The 16,915-nt window shown below is 62.4% G+C and carries 16 protein-coding genes; 5 read left to right on the top strand and 11 right to left on the bottom strand.

Features of this window, described 5'->3' with window-relative positions; all coding sequences use genetic code 11:
• The first annotated feature begins 161 nt into the window (after nt 1–161).
• Nucleotides 162–413: a hypothetical protein gene (locus E1H16_RS18275; protein ID WP_134325368.1), complete on the top strand. Its 252-nt coding sequence runs from the start codon at nt 162–164 to the stop codon at nt 411–413.
• 79 nt (nt 414–492) lie between these two features.
• On the opposite strand, the gene E1H16_RS18270 is transcribed toward E1H16_RS18275, so the two are convergent.
• Nucleotides 493–978 carry an anthrone oxygenase family protein gene (locus E1H16_RS18270; RefSeq protein WP_134325367.1) on the bottom strand — a complete coding sequence of 162 codons (486 nt, stop codon included), beginning with the start codon at nt 976–978 and terminating at the stop codon, nt 493–495.
• A gap of 132 nt (nt 979–1,110) precedes the next feature.
• Nucleotides 1,111–1,506 carry a hypothetical protein gene (locus tag E1H16_RS18265; RefSeq protein WP_134325366.1) on the bottom strand — a complete coding sequence of 132 codons (396 nt, stop codon included), beginning with the start codon at nt 1,504–1,506 and terminating at the stop codon, nt 1,111–1,113.
• Nucleotides 1,507–1,738: 232 nt separating this feature from the next.
• Here E1H16_RS18265 and E1H16_RS18260 point away from each other — a divergent pair, with 232 nt between their 5' ends.
• The gene (locus E1H16_RS18260; protein WP_134325365.1) at nt 1,739–3,214 is read left to right on the top strand and encodes an HNH endonuclease; all 1,476 of its coding nucleotides are present in this window, start codon (nt 1,739–1,741) and stop codon (nt 3,212–3,214) included.
• Here the strand turns inward: E1H16_RS18260 and E1H16_RS18255 are convergent.
• On the bottom strand, nt 3,150–3,470 hold the full coding sequence (locus tag E1H16_RS18255) for a hypothetical protein (RefSeq protein WP_134325364.1): 321 nt from the start codon (nt 3,468–3,470) through the stop codon (nt 3,150–3,152). The two genes, E1H16_RS18260 and E1H16_RS18255, sit on opposite strands and share 65 nt — an antisense overlap.
• Before the next feature lie 58 nt (nt 3,471–3,528).
• Here E1H16_RS18255 and E1H16_RS18250 point away from each other — a divergent pair, with 58 nt between their 5' ends.
• On the top strand, nt 3,529–4,440 hold the full coding sequence (locus E1H16_RS18250; protein WP_208379172.1) for an NADP-dependent oxidoreductase: 912 nt from the start codon (nt 3,529–3,531) through the stop codon (nt 4,438–4,440).
• On the opposite strand, the gene E1H16_RS18245 is transcribed toward E1H16_RS18250, so the two are convergent.
• Complete coding sequence (locus tag E1H16_RS18245; protein ID WP_166741842.1) at nt 4,437–6,413, bottom strand: ABC1 kinase family protein; 1,977 nt, start codon at nt 6,411–6,413, stop codon at nt 4,437–4,439. The genes E1H16_RS18250 and E1H16_RS18245 overlap by 4 nt on opposite strands.
• Before the next feature lie 156 nt (nt 6,414–6,569).
• Between E1H16_RS18245 and E1H16_RS18240 the strand changes: the two genes are divergently transcribed.
• Nucleotides 6,570–7,613, top strand: coding sequence for a zinc-dependent alcohol dehydrogenase (locus tag E1H16_RS18240; protein ID WP_166741841.1), 1,044 nt, complete (start codon nt 6,570–6,572; stop codon nt 7,611–7,613).
• Between the two features lie 30 nt (nt 7,614–7,643).
• Here the strand turns inward: E1H16_RS18240 and E1H16_RS18235 are convergent, their stop codons facing one another.
• Genes E1H16_RS18235 through E1H16_RS18215 form a run of 5 tightly spaced genes read right to left on the bottom strand, consistent with a single transcriptional unit; the run spans nt 7,644 to nt 13,929 of the window.
• On the bottom strand, nt 7,644–9,179 hold the full coding sequence (locus tag E1H16_RS18235) for a class I adenylate-forming enzyme family protein (RefSeq protein ID WP_166741840.1): 1,536 nt from the start codon (nt 9,177–9,179) through the stop codon (nt 7,644–7,646).
• Nucleotides 9,172–9,942 (bottom strand): ABC transporter ATP-binding protein, encoded by a 771-nt coding sequence (locus E1H16_RS18230; RefSeq protein WP_134325360.1) that lies wholly within the window; start codon nt 9,940–9,942, stop codon nt 9,172–9,174. Before E1H16_RS18230 ends, E1H16_RS18235 begins: the two co-directional genes overlap by 8 nt.
• Nucleotides 9,939–10,709: an ABC transporter ATP-binding protein gene (locus E1H16_RS18225; RefSeq protein WP_134325359.1), complete on the bottom strand. Its 771-nt coding sequence runs from the start codon at nt 10,707–10,709 to the stop codon at nt 9,939–9,941. The genes E1H16_RS18230 and E1H16_RS18225 overlap by 4 nt, the downstream gene beginning before the upstream one ends.
• A complete protein-coding gene (locus E1H16_RS18220; RefSeq protein WP_134325358.1) occupies nt 10,702–12,696 on the bottom strand; it encodes an ABC transporter permease in 1,995 nt (664 codons plus the stop codon). Before E1H16_RS18220 ends, E1H16_RS18225 begins: the two co-directional genes overlap by 8 nt.
• Nucleotides 12,697–12,708: 12 nt before the next feature.
• Nucleotides 12,709–13,929: an ABC transporter substrate-binding protein gene (locus E1H16_RS18215; RefSeq protein ID WP_134325357.1), complete on the bottom strand. Its 1,221-nt coding sequence runs from the start codon at nt 13,927–13,929 to the stop codon at nt 12,709–12,711.
• A gap of 417 nt (nt 13,930–14,346) precedes the next feature.
• Between E1H16_RS18215 and E1H16_RS18210 the strand changes: the two genes are divergently transcribed.
• Complete coding sequence (locus E1H16_RS18210) at nt 14,347–15,051, top strand: TetR/AcrR family transcriptional regulator (RefSeq protein ID WP_208379170.1); 705 nt, start codon at nt 14,347–14,349, stop codon at nt 15,049–15,051.
• Here E1H16_RS18210 and E1H16_RS18205 read toward each other — a convergent pair.
• Nucleotides 15,017–16,576 carry a class I adenylate-forming enzyme family protein gene (locus E1H16_RS18205; protein WP_134325356.1) on the bottom strand — a complete coding sequence of 520 codons (1,560 nt, stop codon included), beginning with the start codon at nt 16,574–16,576 and terminating at the stop codon, nt 15,017–15,019. The genes E1H16_RS18210 and E1H16_RS18205 overlap by 35 nt on opposite strands.
• A 66-nt stretch (nt 16,577–16,642) precedes the next feature.
• The coding region (locus E1H16_RS18200; protein ID WP_208379169.1) for a hypothetical protein at nt 16,643–16,915 on the bottom strand (273 nt) is incomplete at its 5' end.

Genomic DNA, 16,915 nt, shown 5'->3' with positions numbered 1-16,915 from the left:
TAACCCACGACTATTTGTGAGTGGGGCCCCGGCCTGCAACCCTCAGGAGCCCTGAGCGGTCACTCCATACCGTCTAGCACGGCCAGCTGTACTGGCGGATGCAAGCGTGTTTCCGTGTTGATCGACTGCAGCAGTCTGGCCAATACTGTCCCACGAGCCGAGTGGCCGTCCTTATCGCCAGGCCCGATCGTGGATTGCTCGACGATGACGCATGGGCGGAACTACCGCTGAACGTGGATACCTCGCAGGCCTGGAACAGGGACTGGGGTGACGTTGAGGTGCTGGTGGGCGTCGGCACCGGAGAATCACGGGCGGTACGCGAACGCGTACGTCGTTTTGTGCGGGATCGACTACAGAACCCGCCGCCAGATGCTTACTTGGCGGAGCGTCTCGCGCTCGAAGCTGATTTCTGACGGCTCCCCGGCCACACCTCATACGGTTCACAGTGACGCTGGTGCGAGTGTCGCGGTCTGTGGGGACTACTGCGGACCGTTAGCTTGCGGTGATGGTCATTGTAAGGCTCAATATGCACAGCGCGCTGGTGAGCGTGCGAGCCAGGTTCCAGCGATTCCACCTAGCCTCGAACGTCTCGCGCGCGGCATGCTGCTGCGCATCGGTATCGACGTCCGCGCGATCCAAACCCTGGTTCAGCGGCACATTCGCCATCGCCGTGATGAGAAACGTGAGCGCCGACAGGATCCCGCCAGCAATCACCCATCCTGACGAGTGCGGAACGTCAGCGCCCACACGCGCGATCGCGCCGATGATTGCGGTCGCAGGGGCGCCGAGGAATACAACCATGAACACGGGATTCAGGATGGAACTATTGATCGCGCGAAAGGCGCGCACGTAAGTACGATCGTCAACCCGTCGCAAAGCTGGCGTAATCGCACACGCGAAAGCAAAGAAAAGCCCGGCGAGTAGCCCGTTGGTGACGACGGCGGCAACGAGCAGCGCATCAACAGTGGCGGCGTTCACGCGACGTACGTCCGGATCGCTATTGTCGGTTCGAGATCATCAGATATGGTGCGCACGACCGCTCCGTCCTGGACATAGACCTGTGGAGGGCTTTGAGACTACGCGAATCGCGTCGAGGGCGGCAGCGCGCACTTAGCGGCGACGCTGGCTCATTGAGGCCGCGAGACCGAGCGCGACCATGCACGCGGAAAGTGCGGCCGTTATCCAAGCTCCAGAGGCGGGCGTGAATCCGCCGTCCGTGTTGAGCATCGAGATAATGGTGTCCAACAATATGAGCGATCCGCCAGCCACTGTCGCTGCTGGACTAGCGGCGACGGCGATGAGCGCACCCATGAGGACGATGATGACTGCCGCGGCGACGGCGAGACCCAGAAACTGCGAGTTTGCGACGACCAGGCCGTCCCATTTTGAGTAGTACTCGCGAATGCCTTGGTGCTCGCGGGTGAGCCAAGGCGCGGCAGTGAGCGCGATGAGGACGAGCCCGGCAGGTGCCCGAAGTCGGTTCAGCAGTGCGTCGGCGGACTCCATGTGTGGTTCTCGCAATCGTCGGTGTTCTCGGATGCCGCGGCGCTCGTGTCTCCAGCGCGTGAGAAAGGCTCGTTTCAGTATTGCGCTGGGCACCCTCGCAGTCGCGTAGGGGCTGGACGCGTGTCGGAATCGGTCGCGCCAGGCGCCATTTGTAGTAGCTGTCCGAAATTCTTTCGGCCGGCAGTACCCGATTCGACAAATCTTGTCTGTCGCTCTTCGTACAGTTGTTCGTATGAGCATTGATTGCTGCACGACGGACACGGGTGCACGTGATGAGTCGCCGGCTGCGGCATTGCGTGATGCGCTGTTGGTGGTGCGATCACTCGCGCAGGCTTCTGGGTCGGTTCGGGAGATGCCGGATCCGGCGTTGATCGACATGCTCGCTGATGTACGCCGGTTGCGTGCGGTGACGGCGGCGTTGGAGGCGGAGGTCGTGGTCGCGTTCGATGCCGCGCAGCGTGCTATGGCGATGAGTCGTGGTGTGCCGCGGCGTGATGCTGGCAGGGGTGTGGCTGATCAGGTCGCGTTGGCGCGTGGGGTGTCGGTGTATCGGGCGGCAAATGATCTTGCGCTTGCGCGTGGGCTGGTCACCGAATTGCCGGTGACGATGGGGCTGCTGGCGGCTGGGGTTGCTAGCGAGTCGGCGGTGTACAGCGTCGCGAAGGAGACTGTGTGTTTGGAGCCGGATGATCGCGCGGTGGTGGATGAGCGGATCGGTGCTCGGCTGGCCGGGATGAGTGCTCGGCGCGCGGCGAATCAGACTCGTGCTGAGGCGGCGAAAGTGGACGGGGAATCGGTCACTCGTCGTATTCGTCGGGCGTATCAGGATCGAGGTGTGACGGTGCGTCCGGCACCGGATGCGATGGTCTATCTGTCGGCGTTGCTTCCGGTCAAGGAGGGCGTGGCGGCGTACGCCGCCTTATGTAGGCACGCGGATTCCCAGAAAGCGGTAGGTGATGAACGCTCGCGTGCGGCGATCATGGCCGATGAACTGTTTGCCCGTGTGAGCGGGTTCAGCACGGCGGCGCACGTGCCCGTTGAGGTGCAGTTGGTGATGCCTGCAGCGACATTCGTTACCCAGGACGGTGTGGTGGGCCAGGAGTGTGGCTGGATGGGGGAGCATCCGATTCCGGCGGAGATCGCGCGGGAGATCGCGTTGATCGCCGATTCGGGCGCGCAGCGTTGGGTGCGGCGGTTGTTCACCGACCCGTTGAGTGGGGAGGTCGTCGGCGCGGACGAGCGACGTCGGTTCTTCGGTGGCGCGACGCGGCGGGCGATCGTGGCGCGGGATCGGGCGTGCAGGATGTGCGGGGCACCTATTCGGCAGATCGATCACGTCGTCGACTATGCCGCGGGTGGGGCGACAACCCTCAGCAATGGTCAGGGTCTATGTGTGCGTTGTAACCAGGCCAAATCCTTACCGGGCTGGGACGCACGGTCGTTCGTGATCGAAGGCCATCACGTCACGGTGACGCGTACGCCGACAGGGCACCGGTATGTATCGCGGCCACCCCCGACCGTGACCGAGCCGCCGAGGCGCAAAGAAGCGCCGTTGGAGATGAGGATTCAACCGCGGTTACGTGAGGTGCTGCCCAGCCGCTTCCCAGTCAGCAGTTGCCGGGCCGACCTTGTCGTGCCGCGCGCTAATCCGATACCCGGTCGGCGATCAGATAAGACGACACCGCGGACACCGCGGCGGCGCCAATGACTGCGGGCCACGCACCGACTTTCTTCGCCAACGGATGTGAGGCGCCGAAACCGCCGAGGTAGATGGCACCGAGCGCTGCCGTCTTCACCGGTCCAGCTTTCGCCAGCCAGGTCCTGCCGGCGAGCAGTCCTGCGCTGGCCAACACCGCGCCACCGAGCGGGCGCACCCCAGTTTCGCGAGCGGTGATGTATCCGCCCAACAGCCCTAGGGCGGCCAGTGGAGCGGACTGAATCTGGTGTGCGTCACGGAAAGCCATACCTGAAGGCTATGACAGTTGGCGGATAGGGTGACCGTACTGACCGTGAGGAGAACGCGTGCGGATTCTTGGATTTCAGCAGTATGGCGGACCTGACGTCATGCAGTTCATGGAGGTTCCTGAACCGGCCGCCGGTTCCGGGCAGTTGGTCATCGATGTACGGGCGTCCGGAATCAACCCGGCCGATGTGAAGGTGCGCAACGGTGTGACGCCGCTCTACGAGGTCGTCTTCCCGATGGCTATGGGCCGCGAAGCAGCGGGAGTGATCACTCAAGTCGGCGAAGATGTGCACGGCTTTGCGGTCGGCGATCACGTCTTCGGCTCGCCGGCGCCGGCGGTAGGCACGATTGCTGAACGCACGGTATTGACCGCGGCGTCGTCCGCCCACGTGCCAGATGAATTGTCGTGGACCGAGGCCGCCAGCATCCCCGTCTCGGTCGGCACGGCGTACGACGCGATCGATCAACTCGCCCTACGTGCTGGCCAGCGGCTATTGATAATCGGCGCTGGCGGGGGAGTCGGTTCGGCCGCCGTCCAGTTCGCCGTCGCACAGGGGATCAAGGTCATCGGGGCGGCGTCGCAGACCAAGCGTGATCTGGTAGAGCGTCTCGGTGCGCGGCACGTCGCATCAGGGTCGGGCTGGATCGATGCGGTACTCGAGGATGGTCCCGTTGATGCGCTGTTCGATCTGGTCGGGTTCGACACCTTGCGCGAGGGTGCGAGCGCCGTGGCGGACGGCGGCCAACTCGTCAGCGTCGCTAGCAAGGACCTCGTCGCCGAACTCGGCGGTCGGGATGTCGCGCGCCGCCGTACGACCGAGGTCTTCACCCAGTGCGCCCAGGCGGCGGTGCGCGGCGAGTTGCAGATCCAGATCAGTGGCGTGTTCGACTTTGATGAGGCCGCGCAAGGGGTGCTGGCGATCGAGTCCGGGCACGCTCGCGGGAATGTGGTCGTGACACGCGAGGGCTAAGCGCCGCCGCGACGATGCGCGGCGTCCTGGCGCCGGGTGAACAGTCGCACGAGTAGCCGAAGGGCGAGAACGAGAGCGCCAGCGCCCAATGCGGCGGCGAGCGCGACGCCGGTCGTCAGCCCCTCGGCCAAGACGGGGCGTTCATTCGCGGTCAGCAGCAAGATCGACGCGATCGCTAGCACGCAGGCAAACAGCGCCGAGATGCCATCGTCCACCACATTGCGGATCCAGGCACGGTCCTGTGGGTCATGCAGCGGATTTGCCTGCGCAAACAGCGACCCATCAGCGAGTTTGCGACTGGTCGATTCGACGCGTTCGGGCAGTCGGCGAGCCACCGATGCCGCAACGAGCTGTTCGACGAGCAACTGTGCGCCGAGGCGCTCCGGCGCGGCCAACCAGCCTAGCAGAGACGGCATGACCTCCTGCGCCCCACCCAATAACGTTAGCGACGGATCGAATGCCTGCAACGTCGTCTCCAACGACATCAAGGTGCGCAGCGCACCCGCGATATCGCCAGGAACCGAAATCCGATACGTGCGCAGTAGCGAGAACAACTCACCGGCCGTTCCGGATCCCAATCGGCTCGAATGCCGCATGAGCGTCATCGTGCGGCCCAGGTCGCGGCGTAGCGCACGCTCATCGATGTCCTCGTCAACATCGAGCACCATCCGCAGCGCAGAAGCTGCGGCAACCGAATCGTCGCTGGCCATCGCGGCCAATAACGCCGCTAGCAGGGTGCGGCTTTCGCTGTCGATCACACCGATAGCCCCGAAATCGAGCAGCCCCAATCGTCCGTCCTCGAGCAACAGGATGTTGCCCGGATGCAGGTCCGCGTGGAAGACGCCGTGCACGAGAATGCTGTCGAGCGTGGCACGCAGCAAGGTGCGGGCCAGCGACGCACGTTCTGCCAAGGGCAGTGACTCGATTGCCGACGAGGCAGTACGCCCGTCGAGCCTCGACATGACCAAAATCTGGGACGTGCTGAGCTCATCGAATACCCGGGGAATCACGATCGAAGGATGCTCGGCGAGCGCCTGACGGATCGCCTGCGTGTTGGATGACTCGATCCGGTAGTCGACTTCCTCCGCCAGCACCTTCGTCAACCCCGACCCTAGATCGGCGATCCCCATGGCTCGGGCCCAGTCGAATCGAGCCTCGGCAGTTCGCGTAAATCGCAGCAGAATGTCGCTGTCGACCTGTACCTGCCGACGCGCGTCGGGGCGCTGCACCTTCACCACGACCGGTTCGGAATCAAGGGAAGCAGAATGCACCTGCGCAACGGATGCCGCCGCCATCGGCTGGTCGTCGAAGTCGTCCAGCACCTCCTCAACGGGACGTTTCCACGCCGAAGTGAGCTGCGCGCGGATCGGCCCGGTCGGTACGGCGGTGACATTCGCTTGCAGTGCGGCGAGCGCGTTCGCCGTACTCGTGGGAACGAGGTCGGGTCGCGAGGAAAGGATCTGACCAAGTTTCACGAACGTGACCCCGGAGCGCTCTAGCGTGCGCACCAGCGCCGTGTCGAACGTCGGATCGCCTGGGCCGCGACGAAGGGCTGAGGACAGGCCCGACGTCACGAGGATCCAGCCGAGTTGCCGGTATCGGCGACTTCGCCGCATCGCTGCGCGGGTCCCGCGCACCATCGCCAGCGGGGACGGAACTGATCCCGTCGGCGTGATGGATTCAAGTACTACCAGGGCCGCCAGTCCCGCTGTGAGCGTCCATAACAGAGCGAGGGCGAGGATGATTAGCGACATCCCGAGGTTGTCGGTCAAATCCTCCGGATTATCGAAGCCGGCCGAATGCAACATCGCGGTGCCGATCGGTGCCGTGAGGCCAACGATCACCAGCGCCACGACGTAGCACCGTAATCGTCCGACCTGCATCCCTAGCAAACGGCGGAACACGGGCACGAAGATGGCCGCGTACAGGAGAGTCAAGATGAGGGTCAGCGTCCAGGTTGCCGCGTTCTGCATGCGCCCCATCCTGCCAGCGCAAGCCACGCGACGTGCTGATGGCGAGTTATTGAACGAGCGCTCGGTCAGATAGTGTCGATGCACGAGGTGCGCTTCGCGTTTGGCTCCGCCGCGGGCTTGTGAGCGCATGGATCTATGAACACGGTGGGAGTGCTCGTGACGCAGCAGACGATGCCAGCCGCGCGGTTGGTCGGTAATGAGGATTACGCCGTCGAGACGGTTGCCCGTCCCGCGCTCACGCAGGCGGATGACGTCCTGCTTCGGATTGAACTCTGCGGTGTGTGCGGCAGTGATGTGCGCGCGTGGCGGCGCGGCGCGGGAGCGCCGGGGCCGGCGGGCGGGGGCGGTCATGAAGCTGTCGGCACCGTCGTCGAGGCGGGTGAGCAGTCACGATTCGCGCCGGGTGACCGCGTGACGATCGAACCGCCCGCCGTTGGTTCGTGCGGTACCTGTGGCCCGTGCCAGGAGGGTGCCCGGTGGTTCTGTGAAGGACGCACGGCAATGTTCCCAGGCGCGTATGCAGAGTTCCTGCTGGCTCCGGACCGCGCGCTGTTCGCTATCCCGGACGAGTTACCTGACCGTGCGGCGATCCTCGCCGAACCCGTGGCCTGCGGCGTGCACGCGATGCGTTCGTGCTGGAGCACCAGTATGCGCGGCGGTGATCTGGCCGGTGTCTCCGTCGCGGTGATCGGTGCAGGTCTACTCGGTCTCGGCGCGGTCATGGCCGCTGCGGAACTGGGTGCTGATCAGATCGTCGTTCTCGGTCGCCATCCGCAGCAGCGACACGCTGCGCTGGCCGTCGGCGCCACCGACGCCGTATCGGATGACGAGGACGGGCGCGCAACGATCAAACGGCTGCGTCCCCAGATTGTCGTGGAGGCGGCTGGGTCCGAGGACGCAGCGGTGTTCGCAGACTCCATTGCCGGCCGGCGCGGGGAAGTCATCGATTTGGCGGCCGCTGGTGGCACTCGCTCGACCGCGAAGGCTAGCCGCCGCGAACTGCGGTACTTCCACGCCATCGCGTACGCCGCGCAGGATGGCGTCGCTGACATCGACATGGCATTGCAACTGCTCGTCAAGCACAAGGACGCGATCGCCGATTGGGATATTCCGGAGGTTCCGCTGGCGGAGATCCAGAACGCTTTTGCCGTCGCCGGCGGACCATCGCGCGATCACATCCGCGTCGCCGTCCGGCCCTAGCGGCGATCAGTGGGTGCAGGTCGCGGCAAGCTAGATCAGGGACTGCACCAACTCATTCTTGCGGACTTTGCCTGTCGGGTTGCGCGGTAGTCGATCCAGCACGTGATACTCGACTGGCACTTTGTAACTTGCCAGGCGCGAGCGGCACAACTCGCGCAACTCCTCAGCAGTAGGGGGTTCGCCTTCGTACTCAACAAAGGCAATCACCACCTCGCCCCATTTCTCGTCCTCGCGGCCAACCACCGCGGCGTCGATGACAGTAGGCCAGTCGGTAAGCACGATCTCGATCTCAGCCACATAGATGTTTTCGCCCCCGCGGATGATCATGTCACGGCTGCGACCACCTAGGTACAGATAGCCTTCTGCGTCGAAATAGCCTCGGTCGCCGCCCCAGAACCAACCGTCGTGAAGTGCTTCACGGGTCTTCTCCGGCATGTCCAAGTAGCCATCCATGACACAGTCCGTCTTTGCTGCAATGTTCCCGACCACACCGGTGGGGACCGGATTGCCCTCGTCATCGAGGATCCGAAGGTCGACGCCAAGGACGGGCTGTCCTGCCGAAGCCAGAAGGTGATCTTCGCCGGCGAGAGCGCGTCGGTGATCCTCGGGTCGCAACAGCGTTTGCAGCCCCGATTCGGTCCCGGCGCCAAACATGTTCCAGAAGTTGCATTCCGGCCAGCGCTCAAGTGCGCGGCGCAGCAACGACGGCGGCATCGGTGCCGACCCATACAACATCGTGTCGAACTGCTCCCGACCACTCGGCGCCTCGTCCTGATCCAGTACCGCTTGCATCATCGTGGGTACAAGAAAGCAGCCGTTCAAGACGCCGTCACGAATCGCGTTCGCGGTCACCTGCGCGTCGAATTGCGGCACGATCAGTGACGTCGCCCCGGTTGCAATCTGACAGAACACGATGGCCCACCCGGCAATGTGAAACATCGGCGATGCTGTGTAGCGGACGTCGCCGGGTCGCGGGTAGGTTTCCCATCCCATGCTGAGCGAGCGCTTCTGCATACCCTGCGATTGCACAACGCCTTTCGGCAGTCCGGTTGTGCCGCTCGTGAACATGATCCCGACCGTGTCTTCGTCGTGGACAGTAACGACCACCTCAGACGGTGAGCCTTGGGCGATCAGTCCTTCGACGTCGATGTCGGTGCACCCATCCAAGGAAGCAATCTGACAATCGAAGTCGAAGCCGTCGATGACCTCCCTGCCTTGCGCTAGGTATCGCTGGCCGACGAACAACCAACTCGGCCGAGCGCGTCCGAGGATATTGGCGATCTCGGGCGTCGCGAGCCGGTAGTTCACCGGAACGTACGTGGCGCCGAGTGTGAAGCAAGCGAGCAGGACTTCGGCGTACTCCATTGAATCGGTATCCAGCAGCGCGATCCGAGTCCCTTTCTTGACACCGGCATCCCGTAGAGAGTTTGCCAACCGATTGACGCGTTCGTGTACCTCGGCAAATGTGCGGCTATGTCCCTCTTGATTCAGGAAGCACCGATTCTTGGGAAAGCGTCGTGCGGCGTACGGCAAAATTCCGGCGAGTGGCCAGGTGGTGTCATGCATCGGCGGCTCCCAGTTCAGTAGTTGCTGCAGCTTCGGAATCAGAGACGTCGTACTTGCCGGCGCCAAAGTACGCTGCCTCGACATCTGCCCGTCGGGCACGAAGGTCGGTGGCAGGTCCTTCCAGCACCACGTGGCTGTGGTTGAGGATGAGCCCTTTATCCGCGACCTGAAGGACCAGATCGATGTGTTGTTCGACGAGCACTACGCCGATACCTTCCTCCTTGGCGAGATCGCGGATCAACGGCAGCAACTCCTGAATGATCTTGGGGGCGAGTCCGAGGCTCATCTCGTCGATCAATAAGAGTTTCGGCGCAGCGACAAGAGCTTTTGCGATTGTCAGCATCTGCTGCTCGCCACCCGAAAGCAATCCTGCGGGTCGACCGCGCAAATCCGCCAGGGCTGGAAAGCGGTCGAGCACCTCTTGCTCCCTAGCAAGGTCAGGGGTGGAACGGGCGAGTCGAAGATGAGCCTGCACGCTGAGGCTCGGAAACAACCCGCGGTCATCCGGCACCAATAGGCCACCGCGCCGAGCCAGCAGATGGGATTTGTTCGGTAAAACCGGATGGCCGAGCGCGGTTACTGAACCGCTCATCAGCGGCAAGAGGCCCACCAGACTCAACAACGTCGTTGTTTTGCCGGCACCGTTCGGGCCTAGAACTGCGACTACCTCTCCCGGGCGTACTTCGAGATTCACGTCACGTACCGCAGGAGCTCCCGCGTATCCAGCAGTCAGCGATTCAGCTCGTAGCAATACGTCACTCATGAGGGATCCTCCGTCGGCACGCCCAGGTACGCCTCGAGCACCGCAGGGTCATTGCGGGCCTGATCGGGCGAGCCACTGAAAATGATCTTGCCGAACTCGAGTACATAGACCACGTCGCAAACATCAAGGACGAGCGAGGTGTCGTGATCGATTAGTAGTACGCCGCGTCCACGCTCCGCGATGCTGCGCAGTCGCGGAGCGAACTCGGCGCTCTCATGGGTGTCGAGTCCGGCAGCGGGCTCATCTAGCAGCGCCACCGAGCATGCGCCAACGAGCGCGCGCGCGACGCCGACCAATTTCTGCTGGCCGAGAGTGAGATCGCGGGCCAGCGAGCGTCGGACCGATCCGAGGCCGACGTCGGCGATGGCTTTGTCGACGATCTCGGTATCGGCTTTCGAACTGCGTGCGAATAAGTCGCGCCACAGCGATCGAAAGCCCACTGGCCTGGCCGCAACGAGCAGGTTCTCAGCGACAGTCAGGTTGCCGAACAGCTCACCTGCCTGCCAGGTGCGACTGAGTCCCAATTCTCGCCGGCGATGCGGCGGAACGTCATTGAGTCGCCGCCCACCGAGCAGAATCTCGCCGTTACACGGGGTGAAGCCGGTGATGGCATCGACGAACGTTGTCTTGCCGGCGCCGTTTGGCCCGATCAGCCCAACGACTTGGCCGATGTCAACGCTGAGGTTGATGTCAGAGTTCGCGACGACACCGCCGTACTGCACTGTCAGATTTTGGGTACTGAGACCGGTGGCGTGGACGTCAGACATGGGCTGGCTCCTCGTTCTTGTTGGCCTCAGGGGCGGTGGCATCATCGCCATCGTGGTTCCGTCGGAACCGGGAACCTACCCACGCAACCTGTTTGCCGAACTCGCCTGCGATGCCTACGGGGTTGAGAATCGCCGTCACGACGAGGCCGATTCCGGTAATCAGCGGATAGTAGTCGCCCATCTCGAACCAACTGTGCAGGGCGGTATAGATCAGTCCGAGCGGAGCCAACATGCCGGCGACGAGCGCACCACCGAACGAGGTAATACCGCCGAGATAAGCCACGGCAAGTAGTTGGATACCCACCATCACCGAGAACGACTCTGCGGATAGTTGCCCGACGCTGTAACCGATCAGGCAGCCAGCAATGCCGGCGAAGAAAGCCGACACGGCGAACCCGATCGCCTTAGTACGGCGAACGTTGATGCCTGCGGATGCGGCGGCGCGCTCGTTTGCCCGCACAGCGAGGAATGAGCGGCCAGTGTCGCCGCGCGCGAGGCAGACGAATATCACGATCATTATCGTGAGTACGACGAGCACGAGTAGCGAGAAGATCGGTCGACTCAACTCTCGTCCGGTGCGTACGGAGAAGTCGATGCCAAACAGGACAGGATCGGCGATCGGATTCCCCTGAACCGGCGTCAACGAGTAATTGCCGAACACAAACCGCTCGATGGCCAGCGCTGCGGCGAGCGTCACGATCGCCAGCTGTACGCCACGGATTCTGAATGCCGGCAGGGCAACGATTAGACCTACCGCGGACGCCAGTAGCGCACTGATCACGATCGCGATCGGGAACGGTAAGCCCCAGTTCGTCGTAATCTTCGACAACGCGAAGCCTGCTGTACCGGCGAAGGCGAGTTGTGCGAGCGAAATCTGCCCCAGGTAACCGGTGATCAGGACGTACGACAGAGCCAGCAGTCCCATGATGAGGGAGAAGGTGAACGCGAAGCGGTATGTCGAATCGAAGATGAAGATGAGTGCACCTGCGACGACAAATAGAGTTGCCGCAGGCACGATCCTGAACCGCGGGACATGCACGTCGGGCAGCCGGATCGAGGCGAGTGACCCGCGCGCCGGTAGACGACCGCCGAAGATGACCAAGATGACCATCACGGCAACAAACGGAATAACCTGGTCGAGACCGGACTTCGCCCAGGTCGGCCACCAATCTTTAGTGGCAAGAAGACCGATCTCCGACTGAAACACGCCGAGCACGATCGCGCCGACGCAGATTACTGCGATCGACTCCAGGCGGGCGGCCAGGAATACGGCGAGTGCCGGCACCACCATGAGGGCGTAGTTCGTTGGGCTGAGCCCGGTGAGCGAACTGGCTAAGACCACGCCGACCGTGCTGATCAGGGTCGACATGATCAGCGCGATGAGGCTGAGGCGGTCTGGTGAGAAGCCCATCAGAATCGCGCCGCGCTCGTTCTCGGATGCTGCTCGCGTGGCTGCACCCCAGTATGTGAACCGGAAGTATGCCCAGACGAGCGCGGCGAGAACCAGCATGATCGCGGTCATGATGAGTTCCGGTGTGGCGAGGTTGGCGCCGAATAACTCGATCGACCCGCGCGGCAGTATGGCGTCCACGTTGAGGTGATTCGGGCCGAACTGGATAGTCGCCAATGCCTGCAGAATTACCATGAGCCCGATGGAGACGACGACCTGAGCGAGCGCAGGTGCTCGCCGTACCGGTCGAAACACTAGGTAATGCGCCAGTATGCCGAGCACGACTGCCACGACGAGCGCGATCAGCAGCGACAGGGAGACGCCCGGGTCGTCCAACTCGAACGTAGCGAATGGGAGCACGAGCTCGCCGTTTTTCTGCAACTGCGCGTATACATACGCGCCCCACATGCCCATCGCACCCTGGGCGAAATTGACGATTCCCGTGGCTCGATACACCAGTTGCAGCCCGGTGCCCAGCCCGATGTAGACCGCTGCCAGTCCGAGGCCGAGGACGGCGAACTCTAGAAACGTTGCCATATGCCGACCCGCTTACGGATTGAGGTCGATGTAGCCCGCATCGTCTACGGGCTTGAGCGTTCCGTCGTCCTGAACCTCGAAGAAAATTCCCTCGTGACTGCAAGCGCCGGGCCGATCTGGCCATTGCTCGCCATCGCAGGTCACCGTCGGACCGGCGAAAGTGGGGAAGTCCTTAAGCCCCTTCATGGCTTCCAGCACAGATTCGGACGTGATCTCCCCATCGATATCGCTCATGATGGTCGCCAGGTTGACCAGTCCCGCGAAGGAGTACAGGGATCGCGCCGACTGCTCGTCTTCGTAGCCGACCTCTTCCATAGCCTCGGCGAAGGAATCGAGCTGGTCCTGCACTTCGGCCGGCGCGTGCTCATATGACTCGGGGACCCACAGGCGTGGCTGGACGATGGCGCCAGCGGCTTGCTCGCCGGGAAGTTCTTCGATGAACTGAGAGCAGGAGCCCATGAACGCGGTGCCGTCAAATCCGGACTGACGCAAGGCGCCGAGCAATCCGGTGCACGCTTCTTCGGGGAGCGCGATGATGCCCGCCACGTCTGGATCGCCGTCCAACTCCGTGGCGGCGAGGGTCTGGAAGTTGATGTTGTCGGCCTTCACATACACGCCGGTGACGTCAACGCCGAGCTTCTCACCCATGGGGACGACGAGGTCATCAACGTAGCCGTGTGAGGACGGTGCGTCCGTGAGCGCGAGGGAGGCAGTCTTTTTGCCCTCATTTGCCAGGACCGTGACCATGCCCAGCGCGCTGGTCTCGAGAGGACCGGAGAAGTAGAAGGCGGTCCCGTAGTCGGCCGACTCGGCAACCGCCTGGCCAGCGAGGAGCCCGACGATCGGAATGCCAGCTTCTTTCAGAATCGGCGTCATCGCGCCCATGCTGGTGCCGTCGTAGGCATCGAACACGACAGGCATATCGTCCTTGACGAAGCTGTTCGCGCACTTCACGCCAGTTTCGGGTGTGCCGTCACCGGAGCAGATGTTCAACTCGATCGGTTGGCCGTTGATGCCTCCCATTTCGTTGTTGATGTACCACTCGGCAGCCTCGGCGCCGTAGGTGTTCTGCGGATAGGCGACTGGGCCGGTGTCGAGGGACTGGACGCCGATCACGATGGGCTCGCCGTCCAGCCCTCCGGTCGTGTCGACATCGTCATTCGAACTAGCGCACGAGGCGAGTGCGAGCGACGAGCAGAGCAGGGCAGTACCCAGCGAACGTGACTTTTTCATGGAACCGATTACCTCTCGATCGGCAGCGCAAATAATCTGGCACGACTGTCCGGCTGATAGCGCGTGGTCAGCAGATGGGCTCGAGGGTGGTCACGATGTGCCGCTCGATTAGAGGTCCGCGGTGGTGTCGCGGGCCGCGTGGGACAGATGTGGTGAGGTAGTCACCGAATATCTCGACCGCCCATATGACGTGGCCGTCACATGAGAATGTGCACTAATCACATGACTGTGTCAACGTGGCTGGTCAGATTTCCTCATTCTTGTTGGCGTATTGCGGCTACGGTCATGAGATCGTTATGAGATCTTCGCGGTCGTGTACGGTCGACGTCGTCGAAATCTGATGCACGTGTCACATTGGTTCATACGCTTCGCCGTCGGATACAAGCTCCGACCGACCGCGCCTGTTACAGTCGCGCCGTGACGAGTGTCGGGAGAGATCAGAAGAGCCGCCGCGAGACCGGACCGCTCACCGAGCGGGGAGCGGCGCGGCGCGCAGCGCTGATGGTCGCTGCGCGGAGGGTGTTCGAGGAGCGCGGATATTTCGATACTCGCGTGGCTGACATCGTCGCAGAGGCGAAAGTGGCGCAGGGCACGTTCTATTCATACTTCGATTCCAAAGAAGCCATCTTCGAAGCGTTGGCGCAGCAGGTGGTTGGCTCGATGATGGCGGCGATGCATCCCGAGTCTCCGCAGCGCGGCGCCCCAACTGAGCGGGTTCGAGACGCAATGGGTCGGTTCGTCGCGGCGTACCGACCCAATGCGACCTGGATCGCACTCACCGAGCAAGTCGGTGCAACGACAAACGAACTACAGCGGCTACGTTTGCAGGTCCGCGAATCATTCGTGGATCGAATGGCGCGAGGCATCCGAAACCAACAGCAGAGCGGCATCGCCGACCCGAACATCGATCCGTTGGTGATGGCCGATATTCTTGGCGCGATGGTCGACCAAACGTGCTATCTCTGGTTGCATCTCGGCCGCGATTTCGACGAAACTCAACTTATCGACCATCTCACGCTCGTATACGTTCGTGCGGTCGGATTGACTGACGACATTCCGACCGCGGCCAATGCTAACCACGCGGAACTCAGCGATACTGACCAGCGCGCAGTTGGCGCTTAAGGATCTTGCCACTCGCATTCATCGGGAACTCCTGCAAGATAACGACGCGCTCCGGTACCTTGTACGTCGCTAATGCAGCTCGGCAGCGCTGGCGGATATCGTGGTCACTCACCGCGTTCGCTTCGGTCAGAGTCACGAATGCGACGACCGTCTCTCCCCAATGATCGTCGGGCTGCCCAACGACTGCGACCTGGGATATACCGTCGATCGCGGAGATAATCGTCTCGATCTCCGCAGGGTAGATGTTCTCCCCGCCGCGGATGATCATGTCGGTGCGGCGTCCCTCGATGTAGTAGTAGCCGTCCGCGTCCACACGGCCAAGGTCGCCACCGGCGAACCACCCATCGCGTAGCGATTCGGCGGTCTTGTCAGGCATCTCTAGATAGCCGGCCATCACCGCATCCGAGCGAGAGATGATTTCCCCGACCTCGCCGATGGGGACGTCGTTGCCTGATTCGTCAACGATGCGTACCTCGACGCCGTACGCCGCCTTGCCGATAGACCCCAATAGGTGTGGCGAGTCAGCGGCCGCTCGCCGATGATCGGCCGAACTCAGTACGGTCTGCAGGCCCCCTTCGGTCGCAGCGCCGAACGCGTTGATGAATCCACACCCGATCCCGTCGATCGCACGACGTAGCAGCGCGGGGGTGATCGGTGCGCCGCCATAGATGATCGAGCCGATGGAGGAGAAATCACCGGCGTTCAACCGCGGATGTTCCACGATCATGCTAATCATCGTCGGTACCAGAAAGAGCCCGGTGAGTCGCCCGCTGTGCATCCAGTCGAGTACCTTATCGGCGTCGAATTGTGGCAGTATCAGCGAACTGGCCCCTCGCCACACGTGCATGAATAGCATTCCTTGACCGGCGATATGAAAGATCGGCGACGCCGTGTAACGGAACTCGTCGGGTTGCACTTCGTAGTCGATCGACATGTTGGTGACGAGCGTCTTGATCATCCGCTGTGGTTGAAGAACACCCTTGGGCAGGCCGGTTGTACCGCTGGTGAAAGCGAGCCCGAGAATATCGTCGTCGCTAATCTCGACGTCCGGCTCGACGTCGCTTCCTTCAGCTAACAGGTCGGCGAATGGTAAGGCCTGTGGGTGCGGCGAGGCGCCGGTAAAGGCAACCCGGTGACGAATGGATTCGATACCGTGCGATGCGTGTAGCCCGAGATCAAGGTAGCGGTCGGCGAGAAATAGCGCGGCGGGCGCGGCGCGGTCGAGCAGAGTGCGGACCTCGTCCTCGGCCAGTCGATTGTTAAGCGGAACGTATGTCGCACCGATCTTCATGCATGCCAGCAGAAGTTCGACGTACTCGCCACAATCTGTGGACACGATCGCAATCCGATCGCCTTTCTGGATTCCCCGGCCCTGTAGGGCCGTCGCCAGCTGATTTACCCGCGAGTTCGTCTCCGCAAACGTTTGCTGTGTACCGTCCTCAAACACGAAGCACGCGCGGTTCGGATACCGACGAGCACTTAACTTGAGGAAGTCACCGGCGCGGGTCATTGGGCGAACGGACATGAAGCCTCCAGAGTCTTCTCGGTGATCCGAGGCTAGATCGCCGGCGTAAGCCGATGCAACCGCGCCTCAACGCACACGTACGCCCGTGTTGAACCCACCCAGCGCGAGCACCGCGAGTGCGATCGCTAGTAACGAATACGAGATCGCATCGATAGCTGTCAAAGTCTCACCCAGCACCAATGACGCGACGAACAGCAGCACTGGTTCGACGTAACTGAGTAGGCCGAACAACGGCAGCGACAACAATCTGGAAGCGCCTAGGTGTGATGTCCAGGCAGGTTGTTGAGTCTGCTCATTGGTGGGGCTCCGATTGCGGTGTGGTGCCTGTGGTGATTGTAG

The organism is Cumulibacter soli (assembly GCF_004382795.1).
Classification (GTDB): Bacteria; Actinomycetota; Actinomycetes; order Mycobacteriales; family Antricoccaceae; genus Cumulibacter; species Cumulibacter soli.
Note: the sequence above shows the minus strand (reverse complement) of the source record. Positions and strands in the feature narration are given on the sequence as shown.

Excerpts from the sequence above, each read along its gene's own strand:
- E1H16_RS18265 (WP_134325366.1), bottom strand. The coding sequence starts at position 1,506 with ATGGAGTCCGCCGACGCACTGCTGAACCGACTTCGGGCACCTGCCGGG.
- E1H16_RS18260 (WP_134325365.1), top strand. The coding sequence starts at position 1,739 with ATGAGCATTGATTGCTGCACGACGGACACGGGTGCACGTGATGAGTCG.
- E1H16_RS18255 (WP_134325364.1), bottom strand. The coding sequence starts at position 3,470 with ATGGCTTTCCGTGACGCACACCAGATTCAGTCCGCTCCACTGGCCGCC.
- E1H16_RS18245 (WP_166741842.1), bottom strand. The coding sequence starts at position 6,413 with ATGCAGAACGCGGCAACCTGGACGCTGACCCTCATCTTGACTCTCCTG.
- E1H16_RS18235 (WP_166741840.1), bottom strand. The coding sequence starts at position 9,179 with ATGCATGACACCACCTGGCCACTCGCCGGAATTTTGCCGTACGCCGCA.
- E1H16_RS18230 (WP_134325360.1), bottom strand. The coding sequence starts at position 9,942 with ATGAGTGACGTATTGCTACGAGCTGAATCGCTGACTGCTGGATACGCG.
- E1H16_RS18225 (WP_134325359.1), bottom strand. The coding sequence starts at position 10,709 with ATGTCTGACGTCCACGCCACCGGTCTCAGTACCCAAAATCTGACAGTG.
- E1H16_RS18220 (WP_134325358.1), bottom strand. The coding sequence starts at position 12,696 with ATGGCAACGTTTCTAGAGTTCGCCGTCCTCGGCCTCGGACTGGCAGCG.
- E1H16_RS18215 (WP_134325357.1), bottom strand. The coding sequence starts at position 13,929 with ATGAAAAAGTCACGTTCGCTGGGTACTGCCCTGCTCTGCTCGTCGCTC.
- E1H16_RS18205 (WP_134325356.1), bottom strand. The coding sequence starts at position 16,576 with ATGTCCGTTCGCCCAATGACCCGCGCCGGTGACTTCCTCAAGTTAAGT.